Here is a 17,141-nt window from a genome sequence, read left to right on the forward strand (position 1 = left end):
GGATTGGCGGGTTACGCTTCCGCCTTCGCTCTTCGAGCTACGGCGGACAAGTCGTTAACCCGCCCGCTCTAGTATTGCGGCCGCAGCATCGTCCTTCCAACCATCCCGCTTTGGCCATAAAATCGCCCTGCATGGCACGCGCGAGCAACCTCGTAATCGGAACGGCGACGCTGGCGGTCATCGCCGTGGCGTTCGGCGGCGTGCTCGGCGTGCAGAAATGGCGCACCGCCCAGAGCCGGAGCCAGTTGCGCGTGGTGTTCGAGGGTGGCTCCGCCAGCGGCCTGCGTCGCGGCGGCCCGGTCAATTTCGACGGTGTTCCCGCGGGCCAGATCCTGTCGATCAAGCTGGATAATCCGCGCAAGATCGTGGCGCTGGTGATGCTCGACAACACCGCGCCGATCCGCAAGGACACGGTTGCCGGCATCGAGTTCCAGGGCCTCACCGGCGTCGCCGCGATCTCGCTGATCGGCGGCGCGCCCTCCGCGCCGCCGGTGCCGCTGGATACGGACGGCATCCCCATGCTGATCGCCGATCTCAGCGACGCCGAATCCATCGTCGACACCCTGCATAGCGTCGACCGCACGATCGTCAGCAATGCCCCTGCGATCAAGGACGGCCTGCGCACGTTCGAGAACCACACCGCCGATCTCAGGAGCAAGGGCGGCGAAATCGACTCCGTCATGGCCAAGGTCGACACTGCCTTCGCAGGCTTCGACAAGGCGGTCACCAAGATCGAAGGCGTGGTCCCCGGCTTCGCCGACGGCAACGCCGACGAGCTGTTCGAGAAGATCAGGGGACTGCACGAGCTCGCCGATGCCATGAAGAAGAAGTCGGCTGCTTACGTCGAGGACATCCGCCGCTCGCTGCTCGACGTCAGCGAAGCCGCCAACAAGATGGCTGGCACGCCCTTGCCTGCCGCCGCCCCGCGCCCCCCGCGCAAGCCTCCGCAGAAGAAACAGTGACGCTCTTTCTCATCCTCCCCTGGAGGGGGAGGATCGGATCGCATGCAGCAAAGCGAAATGCGATCCGAGGTGGGGTGAAGGTGCTTCCCAGCATGCAGTGTCCGAGTGGAGAGATCACCCCACCCCGCTCGCGCTTCGCGCGATCGACCCTCCCCTCCAGGGGAGGATGGCCTCGCCCTACCACGCGTAGCGCACGACGCCCTTGCCGGCGTAGGAGCGGGTGACGTTCGAGAACTCGCCCTCGAAGGTCGCCGACGCAGACCAGCCGTTCATCCAGCTCATCTGCACCGCCGCGGTGGTCAGTGCGGAATCGCGCGCCTGCGCTGCACCGTTCACGACGAAGGCCGATCCCGGCAGGGTCTGGAACACCGCGCCGACGCTGCGGTCCGGATTGTAATCATGCGCCCAGGCGACGCGGCCGCGCAGGGTCATCAGGCCACCGGCCGCGGCGAATGATTTGTCCGCGCGCAGTCCGAGCTCGGTGCGGGTGCTCGTCACGTCCTTGGCGGCATAGTTGAGCGCGAAGGTGTTGTTGCCGACCACCGCGAACTCCGAATAGTTCGGAAGGCTGAACATGGTGGCCTGTGCCGCCGCATAGGGCGTCAGGCCGATCCATTGCATCGCGTAGCGGGAACCGCCCTCGATCCGGCCCGAGAGGGCGTTGGCGTTGAACTGCGCCCGCAGCTGATCGACGCCGGCGGCCGTGACGATGCGGTTGGTCGTGACGTCCTGCCAGCCATAGGCCAGTGCCGCCGTGATATAGGCAGGTCCTGCCGTGTGACGAACGAAGGCGCCGGCCTGGAACAGGTCGGAGCGGCCCCAGCCGAGCCCGTTGACGTTGAAGCCGGTCGCACCGCCGGCAAGCGCAAAGCCGGCGATCGTCGACGGCGAGAAGCGATAGTCGAGGCCGACGGCCGTGCCATAAACGCTGCTGCTGGTGTTGTTCGAGCCGAGGGCAGCGTTGCCGTCGGTGGTCTGCGAGCCGCCATAGCCGGCCGCCCACACATCCCAGCGCTGCTCGAAGGTTGCGGCCGGTGCCTTGCGGTAGATCGAGGCGAAGGCGTCGCGCGTGGTCTTGTCACGCGCGCCCTTGCCGGTCGCGGCATAGGCGCTCGCGCTCGGCTCGCCGGCATATGGCGTCGCACCCGATGTGCCGCTGCGTCCCGAGCCGAAGACGTCGGTCAGCAGGCTCATGAACAGGTTCATCGCATTGAACGTCGTCTGCCGCGCCCCCGTTGCGGATTCGCCCGAGGCCTGCGTCAGGCCCTTGGGGCCAAGGCCTGCGAATTCGGCTTGCAGGAAACCGTTGGTGTTGAAGAAATTCTGAAGCGTCGTGGCGACGTTCTGCTGGTTGATGTTGAGCGCGTATTTCGCGCCATAGTTCAGCGTGAAATCGAGAAACACTTCGTTTGACCCGACCGTCGTCGTGCCGACCAGGCCACCCGGCGCGGCAACGCCGGCGAAATTACCGGTGGCGCTGCCGAAAAACTGCATGATCGAGTAGTGCTGCATTATCTTGCTGCCGGGATACAGCGCGACACCCACGGTCCCGTCCAGCGTGACGTTGCCGCTGACGAGCGCATGGCTCGTGCTGAATCCACTACCGGCCTGCACAACATAGACCGAGCCGGGCTGCAAGGTGAGATCGCCCTGGACCTGCATGCTTGAGCCCGGGCCGCCGTCGCCGGGCGCGTAGATACCGCCGTTGGCGATAAACGTGTTGCCGACGATGCCGGCGCCGAACAACGCACCGCCGGCATTCACGGTGGTCAGGCTCGATTGCGAGATGTCGCCATCAACCCGCAGGATGCCGCCATTCACCGTCGTGGTGCCGGTGTAGGTATTTGTGCCGGAGAGGATCAGCGTTCCGCTGCCGACCTTTTCCAACGAGCCGGGGCCGGCAGGACCGCAACTGCAGGGATCGTAGTCGCCAATGACGCCGCTGACCTCGGTCGAGCGGTTGTTGCCGCCAACGACGAGAGTGTTGCCGCCTCCGATGTAATAGAAGCCGCTGCCTTCGATCGAACCGGCCGTGATGCGGCCGTCGCTGTTCGGGCCGAGGCTAACCCCGAAATCGACAATGCCTGTGCCGGTGGTGATGAAGCGCGCGTTGCCGCCGGTGGAATGGTCGAAGAACTCGGTCTTGCCGCCGTCCTTGGTGATGATGGTGGCATTGCCGGCCGTGGTGAACGCGCCGAAATTGGTGCGGCCGTCGGCCTCGTTGATGATCGTCGCGTTGCCGGCGGTCGCGGTATCGGATCCGGCGAGACTGCCAAAGACGGTACCGCCGAAATCCTTGTTCAGGACGGTCGCGGAAGCGGCCGTCGATTGTTCGGTGAATAGCGTGCCGCCGCCGTTCTGGTTGGTGATATTGGCCTTGCCCGCACTTGTCTGGGCAAGGAAGATCGTGGCACCGCCGGCATTGGTAATGGTGGCCTGGCCCGCGGTCACCGTTTCGATCCCGCCGATCGTGCCGAAAAGTGTCTGGCCGCCGGCGTTCAAGATCGACGTGATGCCGGAGGTATCGGCGTTGACGATGTTGAATGTGCCCTCGTTGGTGACGGCACCGATGATGCTGGCGGTGTGGGTCGCGTCGCCAAGCTGCAATGAGCCGCAGTTGCAGATGAAAGTATCGCCGGTATAGGTATTGGCGCCGAGCAACGCCAGGATACCAGGACCCTGAACGTTGATCCCGCCGCTCCCGACGATGCGCGAGGCGATCACAGCCGACGGATCCACCGTGCCCGAGACGTTGTTGGTGATGAACGTGGTGCCGCTCGTGGCCAGCCGGAGGTCGCCGCCCTGAATGGTGTAGACCGAATTGTCGCCGGTGACATCGAAGCCCACAAGGCTGGTGAGCTGGACGCCGCCGGGGGTAACCGTCACCGTGCCGGCCGTTGCCGGCGTCGAGACTCCCGAGTAACCGAATATCGTGCCGGCTGACGAAGGATCGTAGGCGCTGCTGACCGAACCGAAGACGTTCGTCCAGTTCGTCGTGGTGGTGTCCCACACCCCGCCGCCGCCGTTGACGGCGCCGTTCGGCGTGGTCTGTGATCCGTTGAAGACCTGCTGCGCTCCGGCGGGGCTCGTCGCGGCGGCTGCCCCCAAGGCGAGGCTCATCCAGAATGCCGCGCGAATTGCCGCGGCACTCCGGCGCGAGTAACCCCGCCCCATCGATGGCAACCCAGCCCCCACGCTATTCCCTCACCCGCGGCGCTCCCAGCGGCGCCGCTAGGAACTTAGGCCATGAGGCTGGCCGGCAGAACTACGGTTCCTCGAGAATCAGCCAACGGGACCGCAACTTAGGCAGATTCAACAACTCATGTTGCAACCGAGCCACGGTTTTTGCCGGGCTCAATTCCTACCCCGCGCATGCGTCCATGCGTCAGAATGTCCGTTCCATGTACAACTGTTCACATCTTGGCTGATCATCCGGGGCCGCGCCGTGCCCCCGTTCCTCGGCGCATTCGCATGAATGGCAAGCACGCCGTCCGCAAGGGCTCAGTAATTGCTCGCCGCCGAGCCATTCGGGATGCCGTCGATCGGACATTCCTCCGTCCCCGGCGTGGAGCGGGTCATCGCCTCGACCATGTCCCGCGTCCCTTCCGGATCGGCGATCCAGTTCTTGTAGAAATCATAGGGGCACGCCGCGACGCCGCGCGGGCTTTCGCCGGAATTGATCATGCCGGTGTAGCCCCGGTGGACCAGCTTGTAGAGATGGTTCTGCGACTGGCCGTTGCGGCGCGCATCGCGGATCAGATGTTTCGACAGTTGGGCATATTGGATGCCGTAGTCCTCCTCGCCGCACTCGCCGAGCGTGCGGCCGTCGAAGCCGATGATCGCGGAGTGACCGAAGTAGGAATAGACGCCGTCGAAGCCGGCGGCGTTGGCGACGGCAACATAGACATTGTTGGCCCACGCCATCGCCTTGGAGATCATGACCTGCTGCTCCTTGGCCGGATACATGTAGCCCTGGCAACGCACGATCAATTCGGCGCCCTTCATGGCGCAGTCGCGCCAGATCTCCGGAAAGTTGCCGTCGTCGCAGATGATCAGGCTGACCTTCATCCCTTTCGGGCCGTCGGAGACATAGGTGCAATTGCCGGGATACCAGCCCTCGATCGGCACCCACGGCATGATCTTGCGGTACTTCTGCACGATCTCACCCTTGTCGTTCATCAGGATCAGGGTGTTGTAGGGCGCCTTGTGCGGATGCTCCTCGTGGCGTTCACCGGTCAGCGAGAACACGCCCCAGACTTTCGCCTTGCGGCAGGCCTCCGCGAAGATCGCGGTCTCTTCACCGGGCACCGCGGAGGCGGTCTCGTACATCTCCTTGGAGTCGTACATGATGCCCTGGGTCGAGTATTCCGGGAAGATCACGAGGTCCATGCCGGGCAGACCCGCCTTCATGCCCACCAGCATGTCGGCGATCTTGCGGGCGTTGTCGAGCACCTCGGCCTTGGTGTGCAGGCGGGGCATCTTGTAGTTCACCACTGCAACACCGACGGTGTCGTTGCTGCTTGAAATGTCACCGTGAAGCATTTTGAGCGCTCCTGTCTTTTATTTGTTTGGGGTTGCCGTCGATCGAGCGACCGAGTTAGTGGCTGATCATCCAGGGGCGCGCGGTCGGAAAGCCCTTGGCGCCGCTCCTGCTCTTGGTCATCAGCCGCGCGGGCTTTGTCTTGTCCGTCGAGCTCTTGTCCTTCACGGTCTTGCCCGACGAACAGCAGCCGCAGCCGGGGCCATGCGAGGCCTTGTATTGCGCGAGCGTCTGCGGCGCATGCGTGCTGCGCTCGTTGACGGCGTGAGCCTTGCGCTTCTCCGCCGGCATGCAGAAGAAATTCGGCGCAGTCAGGATCACCCGCGGCGCCATGGTCTCGCAGTGCGGACAGCTTTGCGGATCGTCGCATTCCGCCATCGGGCGCAGGTCCTTGAACGGCCCGCAATCGTCACAGAGATATTCATAGACCGGCATCGCATCATCCCTACGCTGTTGCCTGTGAGAGAATTCCGCGGCGGATGCGGGGCGGCAAAGTCGCGCCGTCCCGCATCCTGTCGCGCAGGGAGACTATTTGTCCGGCGAGATCGGCATCTGGATATCGCCGGTGATGTGCTTGATGGGTCCTGCCGCCGAGGGCATCACGTCGAAGTCGAAGATCTCGGTCGGCAGCCATAGCGTGGCGCAGGCATTGGGCACGTCGACCACGCCGGAGATGTGGCCCTGGCACGGCGCGGTGCCGAGGATCGAATAGGCCTGGGCGCCGGAGTAGCCGAACTTCTTCAGATACTCGATCGCGTTGAGGCAGGCCTGGCGATAGGCGATGTGGACGTCGAGATAGTGCTGCTTGCCGGCCTCATCGACCGAGATGCCCTCGAAGATCAGATAGTCCTTGTAGTTCGGCGTGATTGGCGACGGCTTGAAGATCGGATTCTTGATGCCGTATTTCGCCATGCCATCCTTGATCACTTCGACCTTCAGATGCAACCAGCCGGCCATCTCGATGGCGCCGCAGAAGGTGATCTCGCCATCGCCCTGGCTGAAGTGCAGGTCGCCCATCGAGAGACCGGCGCCGGGCACGTAGACCGGGAAGTAGATCTTCGAGCCGCGCGAGAGATCCTTGATGTCGCAATTGCCGCCATGCTCGCGCGGCGGCACGGTGCGCGCACCCTCGGCACCGATCTTGTCCTTGACGTCGCCCTTGGCGCGGCCGCCATGAGCGGTCGCCGCGAACGGCGGATTGGCAAGACCAGGCACGCGGGTCGGGTTGGTCGCGATCAGCTCGGCCTCGCGCTTGTTCCAGGTTTCCAGCATCTTCGGATCGGGCAGGCAGCCAATCAGGCCAGGATGGATCAGGCCGGCGAAGTTGACGCCGGGCACGTGACGCGACGAAGTGTAGAGACCCTTGATGTCCCAGATCGACTTCTGCGCCAGCGGGAAATGGTCGGTGAGGAAGCCGCCGCCGTTCTGCTTGGAGAAGAAGCCGTTGAAGCCCCAGAGGCTCTCCTTCATCGGGCCGACGTCGAGCAGGTCGACGACGAGGAGGTCGCCGGGCTCGGCGCCCTTGACGCCGATCGGACCGGACAGGAAGTGCACGATCGACAGGTCGATGTCGCGCACGTCGTCGGCGGAATCGTTGTTCTTGATGAAGCCGCCGGTCCAGTCATAGGTCTCGATGATGAAGTCGTCGCCGGGATTGACCCAGGCCACGATCGGGATGTCGGGGTGCCAGCGGTTATGCACCATGTCATTTTCGTAAGCCGATTTGGTGAGATCGACCTTGATCAGTGTCTCTGGCATCGAGATGCTCCCCTTTTTACACGGTTGGTTAGACGGACAGATATTTCGAGACCTGCGCGGCATCGACGGCGTCGCGCGGATCGTCGCGGACGATCTCGCCGTTCTCGATCACCAGCACGCGGTCGGCGATGTCGAGCGCGAAGCTCAGGACCTGCTCCGACACCACGATCGAGAGCCCCTTTTCGTCGCGGATGCGCTTCAGTGTGCGCGCCATGTCCTTGATGATCGACGGCTGGATGCCTTCGGTCGGCTCATCCAGCAGCAACACTTTCGGCTTGGTCGCGAGCGCACGCGCGATCGCAAGCTGCTGCTGCTGACCGCCGGAGAGATTGCCGCCGCGACGGCCCTTCATCTCCAGCAGCACCGGAAACAATTCGTAGATGTCGGCCGGAACCTCGGTCCCGCCGGAGACGACGAGGCCGGTCTCGATGTTCTCCTTCACCGTCATGGTCGAGAAGATCATGCGGCCCTGCGGCACATAGGCGAGGCCCTTGGCGACGCGCTCGTAGCTCGGCAGGCCGCCGAGCTCGGCACCGTCCATCGTCACCGAGCCGCTCTTGGCGGGAAGGATGCCCATCAGCGACTTCATCAGCGTGGTCTTGCCCATGCCGTTGCGGCCCATGATCGCAACGATCTCGTTGGGCGCGACCTTGACGTTGAGCCCGTGCAGCACCTCGCTCTGGCCGTAGGCGACGTGAAGATCGGAAATTGCCAGCATGATCGCTTCCTAAATCCGTGTGAATTCTGGTGAGGCCGCTCTGCCGTGAACTTTCTTCCTTCTCCCCTTGTGGGAGAAGGTGGCGCGGGCGAAGCCCGCGACGGATGAGGGGTCTGCATCCGCGGATACGAGAGGCAGCTTGACTCGCGGAGAGATACCCCTCACCCGGATCGCTCGCGCGATCCGACCTCTCCCACAAGGGGAGAGGTGGACCGTCATTTCCGCAGCAGACTCGCTCGACTTCATCATGTCTCAATGGCCCAGATAGACTTCGACGACCTTGGGGTCGTTCTTCACCTTCTCCATGGTGCCCTCCGAGAGGATCTGGCCCTGGTGAAGCACGGTGACCTTGTGCGCGATGTCCTCGACGAATTTCATGTCGTGCTCGATCACCAGAACCGAACGGTTCTTGATGATGCGGTTGAGCAGCTCGGCGGTCTTGGCGCGCTCGGACACGCTCATGCCCGCGACGGGCTCATCCAGCATCAGCAGATCGGGATCCTGGATCAGCAGCATGCCGATCTCGAGCCACTGCTTCTGGCCGTGGCTGAGCAGATCGGCGTTCACGTTGAGCCGATCCTTCAGGAAGATCATCTCGGCGACTTCGTGCACCCGGTCGCGCACGGCGGCGTCGCGGGTGAAGGTCAGCGCGCCGAACACCGAACGGCCGCGCGGATAGGAGATCTCCAGATTCTCGAACACCGTGAGGTCGTCGTAGATCGACGGGTTCTGGAACTTGCGGCCGACGCCGGTCTTGACGATCTCGTTCTCGCGCATCCGCGTCAGCTCCTTGCCACGAAACTGGATCGAGCCCGACGTCGCTTTGGTCTTGCCGCAGATCAGGTCGAGCACGGTGGTCTTGCCGGCGCCGTTGGGACCTATGATGACGCGGATCTCGTTCTCGTCGACGTAGAACGAGAGATCGTTGACCGCCTTGAACCCGTCGAACGACACGGTCAGTGCCTCGACGGCGAGCAGGAATTCCTTGGGCTGGTGACCGACGAGCATAATCTATCTCCTCACTGCCAGCGTGGCATCGGCATCGTGGTGACCTACGAGCATGATGATCTCCTCACTCGGCCGGGGCGCCGTCGGCGACCGAGCTGTCGGTCCACCCGTCGGGTTTCGGTTTGCGCGATGAGATCAGGCGATCGATGCGTGGCTGCACATAGTCGCCCCAGATCCCGGCAAGACCGTTCGGGAAGGCCAACACCACGGCGATGAACAACCCGCCGAGGCCAAACAGCCACAATTCGGGAAAGGTTTCCGACAGGCTGGTCTTGGCGAAGTTGACCAGCAGCGTGCCGTAGACCGCGCCGAGGATCGAGAGCCGGCCGCCGACCGCGGTGTAGATCACCATCTCGATCGAGGGCACGATGCCGACGAAGGACGGCGACATGAAGCCCACGTTGAGCGCGAACATGGCGCCGCCGATCGCAGCGAACATTGCGGCGATGCAGAAGGCGAAGATCTTGAAGTTCGCGACGCTGTAGCCGGAGAAGCGGACCCGGTCCTCCTTCTCCCGCATCGCGACCAGGATGCGCCCGAGCTTGGAGTGCCGGACGAACTGCGCGATCATGATGCAGGCGAACAGCAGTCCGACTTCGAAGAAGTACAGCACGATCTTGGCGTGGTCGGGCCGGATGTCCCAGCCCTTCAAGGTCCGCAGGTCGGTCATGCCGTTGATGCCGCCGGTGTAGCCCTGCTGTCCCACGATCAGGATGGTGAGGATGGCCGCGACCGCCTGGGTGATGATGGCGAAGTAGGTGCCGCCGACCCGGCGCTTGAACATCGCGGTGCCGATGATGAGAGCGAAGATGCCGGGCACGAGAATGATGGCGGCGATCGTGAAGGTGAGGCTGCTGAATGGCTTCCAGAACAGCGGCAGCGCGGTGATCTGATTCCAGTCCATGAAATCAGGGATACCCGGCGTCGACTGGATCTTGGTGTTCTCCACGCTCGAGGCCTCGAGCTTGAGGAACATCGCCATGCAGTAGCCGCCGAGCCCGAAGAACACGCCCTGGCCGAGGCTGAGAATGCCGCCATAGCCCCAGCAGATCACCAGCCCCAGCGCGACGAAGGCATAGGTCAGGTATTTCGCGACCAGATTGAGCCTGAAGACATCGAGTGTGAGCGGCAGGACCACCACCAGGAAGACCGCGAGCACCAGAATTCCGAAGAACTCCGATCGGTTGAAGAAGCGATTGTCGGTCATTGCATCAGCCCCAGTTTCTCACTTGCGGACCTTGAGGGCGAACAGCCCTTGCGGCCGCAGCATCAGGATTCCGACAACTGCGAGCAGCGTCAGCACTTTCGCCATCGAGCCCGACATGAAGAACTCGAGGGTGGATTGCGTCTGCGAGATCGAGAAGGCCGAGGCGATGGTGCCGATCAGACTGGCGGCGCCGCCGAACACGACCACCAGGAACGTGTCGACGATGTAGAGCTGTCCGGAGGTTGGCCCGGTGGAGCCGATCATCGTAAAGGCGCTGCCGGCGACACCGGCGATGCCGCAACCGAGACCGAAGGTGTAGCGATCGACCTTTTCGGTGTTGATACCCACCGCCCCGGCCATGATGCGGTTCTGCACGACGGCGCGGACCTGGCGGCCCCAGCGCGACTTGTACATGACATAGGCGACGCCGATGGTGATCAGCACGGTGAGGCACATCACGAAGACGCCGTTGATCGGCACCTCGATGCTGTCGGTGACGTGCAGCGAGCCGAGCATCCATTGCGGCAGCTCGACGCCGACCTCGCGCGCGCCGAACACGGAACGATAGGCCTGCTGCAGCATCAGGCTGAGGCCCCAGGTCGCAAGCAGCGTATCGAGCGGGCGCTTGTAGAGATGCCGTATCAGCACCCATTCCACCAGCATTCCCAGCGCGCCGGATGCGACGAAGGCCAGGATCATCGCCAGGAAGAAGTAGCCGCTGAACAGGCTCGGCAAATAAGCTTGGAAGAAATTCGACGTCATCCAGGTGACGTAGGCCCCGAGGATCATGAACTCGCCATGGGCCATGTTGATGACGCCCATCTGGCCGAAGATGATCGCAAGACCCAGCGCCATCAGGACGTAGACCGAGAACAGGATCAGTCCCGCAAAACCCTGCATGACGAAGATGGAGCCAAGATCACCAAGCGAGTAGTCGCCGAACATCGATGTCCTCCGTCAGGGATAAGGTCCCGCGTCGCGAGCAGGTTCGCGACGCGGGGGTCTTGGGCGTGGATTTGCGGTCCACGCCAGGGAGAGGCTTTGGAGAAAGCGCGACTGATGCCGCGACTTACTGATAGCCCTTGGGGAAAGGATCCGGCTCGACGAGATCGGCGGTCTCGTAGATCAGCTCGAACTGGCCATCGAGCTTGGCGCGTCCCACCCGGGTCTTCGACCAGAGGTGATGGTTTTCGTGGATGCGGACATAGCCTTCCGGCGCACCCTTGAACTCGACGCCGGGCGAGGCCGCCGCGATCTTGTCGACGTCGAACGAGCCCGCCTTCTCCACCGTCAACTTCCACAGCCACGGGCCGAGATAGGCAGCCTGGGTGACGTCTCCGATCACGGTCTTCTCGCCCCACATCTTCTTGAACGCGGGCACGAACGTCTTGTTGTTGGGATTGTCGAGCGACTGGAAGTACTTCATGCAGGCATAGGCGCCCGCGATGTTCTCGCCGCCGATGCCGTCGATTTCGTCTTCGGTCACCGAGATCGTCAGCAGCGCCTGCTTGGAGAGGTCGATGCCGGCCGCCTTGAGCTGCTTGTAGAACGCGACGTTCGAGCCACCGACGACGTCGGTGAAGATCACGTCGGGCTTGGTCAGCTTGATCTTGTTGATGACCGAGTTGAACTGGGTGTTGCCGAGCGGATAATATTCCTCGCCGACGACCTTGCCCTTGAGCACGTTCTCGACGTGCTTGCGCGCGATCTTGTTCGAGGTGCGCGGCCAGATGTAGTCGGAGCCGATGAAGAAGAACGATTTTGCGCCCTTCTCCTTGGCGATCCAGTTCAGGCCGGCGAGGATCTGCTGGGTCGCCTCCTGGCCGGTGTAGATCACGTTCTTGGACTGCTCGAGGCCCTCGTAGAAGGTCGGGTAATAGAGCATGCCGTTGTACTGCTCCATGACCGGCAGCACCGCTTTGCGCGAGGCCGAGGTCCAGCAGCCCATGATGGCCGCGACCTTGTCGTTGACGAGCAGCTTCTTGGCCTTTTCCGCAAAGGTCGGCCAATCGCTGGCGCCGTCCTCCTGGATGAACTTGATCTTGCGCCCGAGCACACCGCCCATGGCGTTGATCTGCTCGATGGCGAGCTTTTCGGCCTCGATCGAGCCGGTCTCGGAGATGGCCATGGTGCCGGTCGCCGAGTGCAGGATGCCGACCGTCACCTCGGTGTCCGTGACCGCCAGGCCCGTCGTGTTGACCGCCGAGGTCGCCGGGGCCTGCGCAAAGGACGCCCGCGGCAGCATCGTGATAGCAGGCAGGGCGGCCATTCCCATCAATAGTTTACGCCGGAGCGGCAACAACAGGCCCTTGTTTGCTTCGTCTGACATGAGCACCCCACTGTTTGTTCGAGGACACGCGATTGGTGCCGTGAGGATGGCTCGAATTTGTGCAGCGCAAGCATACGCAAGATCGCGTATACTGCACCGCAAAATACCGACGTAGGCTTTTGGTACGGAATTTGCGAGGCGTCCGGGTCCGTATCGGGAGTGGGGTCACGAGTGGCAGGGCGGCAGCGAATAGATCGCGTCAGGCGCCAGTACAACCAGTGGGTCGCCAACCAGACGCTGGAAGACTACGCGCTGCGCTTCACCGCCAAGAGCGCGCGCCGCTGGTCTGCCGCCCGCGTCGCCAACACAGCACTCGGTGCCATCTCCTTTCTGGCGCTGGAAGCGATCGGCGGCACCATCACGCTGAACTACGGCGTCACCAACGCCAGCGCCGCGATCCTCGTCGTCTCCACCATCATCTTCTTCTGCGGCGTGCCGATTGCCTATTACGCAGCCAAATGCGGCATCGACATTGACCTGCTCACCCGCGGCGCCGGCTTCGGCTATATCGGCTCGACCGTGACGTCGCTGATCTACGCCTCCTTCACCTTCATCTTCTTCGCCATCGAGGCGGTGATCCTGGCCACGGCGCTGGAGATGTGCTTCGGCATTCCGCGCCCGATCGGCTACCTCGTCAGCGCGGTGGCGATCATTCCGCTCGTGACCTATGGCATCACGCTGATCAGCCGCTTCCAGCTCTGGACGCAGCCGATCTGGATCATCCTGCACATCCTGCCCTTTGCCGCGATCGCCTGGGCCAACCCCTACTCGTTCACGGAGTGGCGCAAGTTCGCCGGCGAACATGGCGACCCGAGCGGGCATTTCGATCTGCTGCTGTTCGGTGTCGCATCCTCCGTGGTGTTCTCACTGGTGGCGCAGGTCGGCGAGCAGGTCGACTTCCTCCGGTTTTTGCCGCGCGACCGCCGCACGTCGCGAACGTCGTGGTGGATCGCCCTGCTGATCGCGGGCCCGGGCTGGATCATCTTCGGCGCACTGAAATTGTTGCTGGGCTCCTTTCTCGCCTTCTTTGCGCTGAGCCACGGCCTCTCGGGCGAGCTGGCGGCCGAGCCCGCGCACATGTATCTTGAAGCGTTTCGCTACGTGCTGTCGCAGCCGGACCTGGCGCTGGCGCTCACCGGCATGTTCGTGATCCTGTCGCAGCTCAAGATCAACGTTACCAACGCCTATGCCGGCTCGATCGCCTGGTCGAACTTCTTCTCGCGTCTGACGCACAGCCACCCCGGCCGTGTCGTCTGGCTGGTGTTCAACGTGATGGTGGCTCTGCTCCTAATGGAGATCGGCGTCTACAAGGCGCTGGAGCAGACGCTGGCGCTCTACTCCAACGTTGCAATCGCCTGGGTCGGCGCGCTCGTCGCCGATCTCGTCGTCAACAAGCCGCTTGGCCTGCGCCCGCCGCAGATGGAGTTCAAGCGCGCCCATCTCTACGACATCAATCCGGTCGGCGTCGGCGCGATGACGATCGCGACCATCGTGTCGATCGCGGCGTTTTACGGCCTGTTCGGCCCGACCATGAAGGCGCTCGCAGCCTTCGTCGCGCTGACGGTCGCCTTCGTCACCGCGCCTGTCATCGCCTGGCTCACCGACGGAAAATACTACATTGCGCGCAAGCCGAAGAAGAGCTGGGCCAATATCGAGTCGATCCAGTGCTGTATCTGCGAACACAGTTTCGAGCCGGAGGACATGACGTCCTGCCCCGCTTACGCCGGCCCGATCTGCTCGCTGTGCTGCTCGCTCGATGCACGCTGCCACGACCTCTGCAAGCCGCATGCGCGGGCACAGGTGCAGTTCGCCGAAGCGCTCGGCAAGATTCTTCCCGAACCGATCTATCGGCGGATCAACTCGCAGTTCGGCCACTATATCGGCGTGTTCGTGGTCTCCGCCGGCCTCGTCGCGCTGGTGCTGGGGCTGATCTATCTCCAGACCTCGGCGAGCGCGCCTGGCGAGAACATGCTTGTCTCGAACGTGCTCTGGAAGGTGTTCTTCTCGCTCAGCATCATCATCGGCGTGGTGGCCTGGCTGTTCGTGCTGGCGCAGCAGAGCCGCCGCGCCGCCGAGGCCGAGACGCGGCGGCAGACGACGCTGCTGATCCAGGAGATCGACGCGCACAAGCGCACCGACGCCGAGCTTCAGCGCGCCAAGGAGGTCGCCGAATCCGCCAACCTCGCCAAGAGCCGCTACGTGGTGGGGCTGAGCCACGAGCTGCGCTCGCCGCTGAACGCGATCAGCGGATATGCCCAGCTCCTGGAGCAGGACGCAACGCTCAGCACCAAGCCGCGCGACCAGGTCCGCGTGGTTCGCCGCAGCGCCGATCACCTCTCCGGCCTGATCGACGGCATTCTGGATATTTCCAAGATCGAGGCGGGGCGCCTGTATCTGTCGCGCGACGAGGTGCGGCTGAGCGATTTCCTCGACCAGCTCGTCGGCATGTTCCGTCTCCAGGCGGCCGCCAAGGGCATCGACTTCGTGTTCAGGCGGCCCGCGCATTTGCCGGTCGTGGTCTACGCCGACGAGAAGCGGCTGCGCCAGGTGCTGATCAATCTGCTCTCCAACGCGATCAAGTTCACCCAGACCGGCAGCGTGCAGTTCGTCGTGCACTATCGCAGCCCCGTTGCCGAGTTCGAGGTGATCGACACCGGCCCCGGCATCCAGGGCGACGACCTCGAGCGCATCTTTGCGCCCTTCGAGCGCGGCGCGCTCGGCGTCTCGCAGCCGCAAACCGGCACCGGGCTGGGCCTGACCATCAGCCGGCTGCTCGCCGGCGTCATGGGCGGCGACATCAAGGTCCTGAGCACGGTTGGCGCCGGGAGCACCTTCAAGGTCAAGATCCTGCTGTCGGAAGTCGCCAATCCGCTGCGCATCGCGCCGGTGGAGGCGCCGGTCTCCGGCTATCGGGGCGCACGCAAGACCATCCTCATCACCGACGACGACCCTGTGCATCGCGATCTCCTGCGCGAGGTGCTGGCGCCGCTCGGCTTCATCCTGCTCAGCGCACCCGATGGGCCAGGATGCCTCGCGCTGGCGCAGCATTGCCGGCCCGACCTGTTCCTGCTCGACATCTCGATGCCTGCCATGGACGGCTGGGCCGTCGCGGAGGCCTTGCGCGCAAGCGGCCATCACCAGGCGCGCATCCTGATGGTGTCGGCGAGCGCGCTGGAGGCTCACGGCACGCCGCTGGCGCAACCCTTCCACGACGGCTATCTGATGAAGCCGATCGACATTCCGCGGCTGCTGGAGACGATCCGCCAGCTTCTGAAGATCGAATGGCAGTACGGCTCGGACCAGATCGCGGTGCCGTTCTGGCGGCCCGAGAGCGGATCAAGGCCACCGGTGCGGCACATCGAGGCGCTGATGGGGCTCGGCCAGATCGGCTACGTCAAGGGCATCCAGTTGAAGCTGGACGAGATCGGCAGCGAGCACCCCGAGCATGCCGACTTCGTCGCGGAAATGCGGTCGCTGGTCGACCGCTTCGATCTCGACCGGTACATGGCCACATTGAAGACGTTGCATGCGCATGAGCATTGAGTCGAGGAAGCGCGATGTCGCGCTCGTTGTCGATGACTCCCCGGAGACGCTGCGGCTGCTCACCGATGCGCTCGACGGCGCCGGGATGACGGTGATGGTGGCGCTCGACGGCGCGGCCGCGATGCGCATCGTCGACCAGATCACGCCCGACATCGTGCTGCTGGACGCCGTGATGCCCGGCATGGACGGATTCGAGACCTGCCGCCGGCTCAAGCGCGATGCGGGCGTTGCCAACGTGCCCGTGATCTTCATGACGGGCCTTGCGGAGACCGAGCACATCGTGCGCGGGCTGGAGGCCGGCGGCGTCGACTACGTGACAAAACCGATTGTGATCGAAGAGATGCTGGCGCGCATCCGTGTCCATCTCGGCAATGCCCGCCTGACCCAGAGCGCGCGCGCCGCGCTCGACGTCTCCGGCCGCTTCCTGTTCGCGGTCAACCGCCAGGGCCACATCCTCTGGGCCACCCCGCAGGCGCAAAAACTGCTGGCCGATCACCATGACGCGCAGACCGACGACTTCGTCCTGCCGCCATCACTCCTGCAATGGCTGGAGCAGGCGAAGGACAAGGGCAGCTCGAAGTCGCAGGCGGCTCCCCTGCCCGACAATCCGCAACTGCGGCTCTACTACATGGGCGAAACCGCGCCGAACGAGTTCCTGCTGCGGCTGTCCAAGGAGTCCGGCTCGGCGCCGCCGCCCGAATTCACCAGCGAGCTCGGCCTCACCACCCGCGAGGGCGAGGTGCTGGCCTGGCTCAGCAAGGGCAAGACCAACCGCGACATCGCGCAGATCCTGGGCTTGAGCCCGCGCACCGTCGACAAGCACCTGGAGCAGATCTACGCCAAGCTCGGCGTGGAAAACCGGACCGCGGCGGCGGCGATTGCAACGAATGCGACGAGACGGAATTCGTGAGCATGTTGTTGAGTTGAACCGCCGCTCGCCTCACAAGCGGTGTCGTCCCGGACAAGCGCAGCGAAGCGAAGCGCCGATCCGGGACCCATAACCACAGGGAGTAGTTTGGCGAAGACTCGGAGTGGTCAGCTCGCTGTATAACCACTCCCTGTGGTTATGGGTCCCG

12 protein-coding genes are annotated in these 17,141 nt (G+C 63.7%); 3 read left to right on the forward strand and 9 right to left on the reverse strand.

Features of this window, described 5'->3' with window-relative positions; translation table 11 throughout:
• Window positions 1-131: 131 nt before the first annotated feature.
• Complete coding sequence (locus tag AC5ZFO_RS14880; protein WP_282522496.1) at window positions 132-962, forward strand: MlaD family protein; 831 nt, start codon at window positions 132-134, stop codon at window positions 960-962.
• A gap of 177 nt (window positions 963-1,139) precedes the next feature.
• Here AC5ZFO_RS14880 and AC5ZFO_RS14885 read toward each other — a convergent pair whose 3' ends face one another.
• The 9 genes from AC5ZFO_RS14885 to urtA form a co-directional block, all read right to left on the reverse strand.
• Window positions 1,140-4,082, reverse strand: a complete 2,943-nt coding sequence (locus AC5ZFO_RS14885; protein ID WP_496122203.1) for an autotransporter outer membrane beta-barrel domain-containing protein — start codon at window positions 4,080-4,082, stop codon at window positions 1,140-1,142.
• Between the two features lie 381 nt (window positions 4,083-4,463).
• Window positions 4,464-5,504, reverse strand: a complete 1,041-nt coding sequence (locus AC5ZFO_RS14890; RefSeq protein WP_063979998.1) for an aliphatic amidase — start codon at window positions 5,502-5,504, stop codon at window positions 4,464-4,466.
• Between the two features lie 55 nt (window positions 5,505-5,559).
• Window positions 5,560-5,937: an FmdB family zinc ribbon protein gene (locus AC5ZFO_RS14895; RefSeq protein WP_282522498.1), complete on the reverse strand. Its 378-nt coding sequence runs from the start codon at window positions 5,935-5,937 to the stop codon at window positions 5,560-5,562.
• A gap of 93 nt (window positions 5,938-6,030) precedes the next feature.
• Entirely contained in the window at window positions 6,031-7,260 is a 1,230-nt protein-coding gene (gene fmdA, locus AC5ZFO_RS14900) for a formamidase (protein ID WP_282522499.1), read from the reverse strand.
• 28 nt (window positions 7,261-7,288) lie between these two features.
• Window positions 7,289-7,978, reverse strand: a complete 690-nt coding sequence (urtE, locus tag AC5ZFO_RS14905; protein ID WP_071909047.1) for an urea ABC transporter ATP-binding subunit UrtE — start codon at window positions 7,976-7,978, stop codon at window positions 7,289-7,291.
• 252 nt (window positions 7,979-8,230) lie between these two features.
• Window positions 8,231-8,986 (reverse strand): urea ABC transporter ATP-binding protein UrtD, encoded by a 756-nt coding sequence (gene urtD / locus AC5ZFO_RS14910; RefSeq protein WP_007615920.1) that lies wholly within the window; start codon window positions 8,984-8,986, stop codon window positions 8,231-8,233.
• A gap of 64 nt (window positions 8,987-9,050) precedes the next feature.
• On the reverse strand, window positions 9,051-10,193 hold the full coding sequence (gene urtC, locus AC5ZFO_RS14915) for an urea ABC transporter permease subunit UrtC (protein ID WP_282522500.1): 1,143 nt from the start codon (window positions 10,191-10,193) through the stop codon (window positions 9,051-9,053).
• 18 nt (window positions 10,194-10,211) lie between these two features.
• A complete protein-coding gene (urtB, locus tag AC5ZFO_RS14920; RefSeq protein WP_014491162.1) occupies window positions 10,212-11,138 on the reverse strand; it encodes an urea ABC transporter permease subunit UrtB in 927 nt (308 codons plus the stop codon).
• Window positions 11,139-11,262: 124 nt separating this feature from the next.
• Window positions 11,263-12,522, reverse strand: a complete 1,260-nt coding sequence (gene urtA, locus AC5ZFO_RS14925; protein WP_282522501.1) for an urea ABC transporter substrate-binding protein — start codon at window positions 12,520-12,522, stop codon at window positions 11,263-11,265.
• Window positions 12,523-12,693: 171 nt separating this feature from the next.
• On the opposite strand from urtA, the gene AC5ZFO_RS14930 reads away from it, so the two are divergent.
• Both AC5ZFO_RS14930 and AC5ZFO_RS14935 read left to right on the forward strand, forming a co-directional pair.
• Window positions 12,694-16,065 (forward strand): hybrid sensor histidine kinase/response regulator, encoded by a 3,372-nt coding sequence (locus tag AC5ZFO_RS14930; RefSeq protein ID WP_282522502.1) that lies wholly within the window; start codon window positions 12,694-12,696, stop codon window positions 16,063-16,065.
• Window positions 16,049-16,975: a response regulator gene (locus AC5ZFO_RS14935; protein WP_282522503.1), complete on the forward strand. Its 927-nt coding sequence runs from the start codon at window positions 16,049-16,051 to the stop codon at window positions 16,973-16,975. Before AC5ZFO_RS14930 ends, AC5ZFO_RS14935 begins: the two co-directional genes overlap by 17 nt.
• Window positions 16,976-17,141: the final 166 nt, after the last annotated feature.

The sequence above is a fragment of the Bradyrhizobium sp. Unk1 genome, from assembly GCF_059512345.1.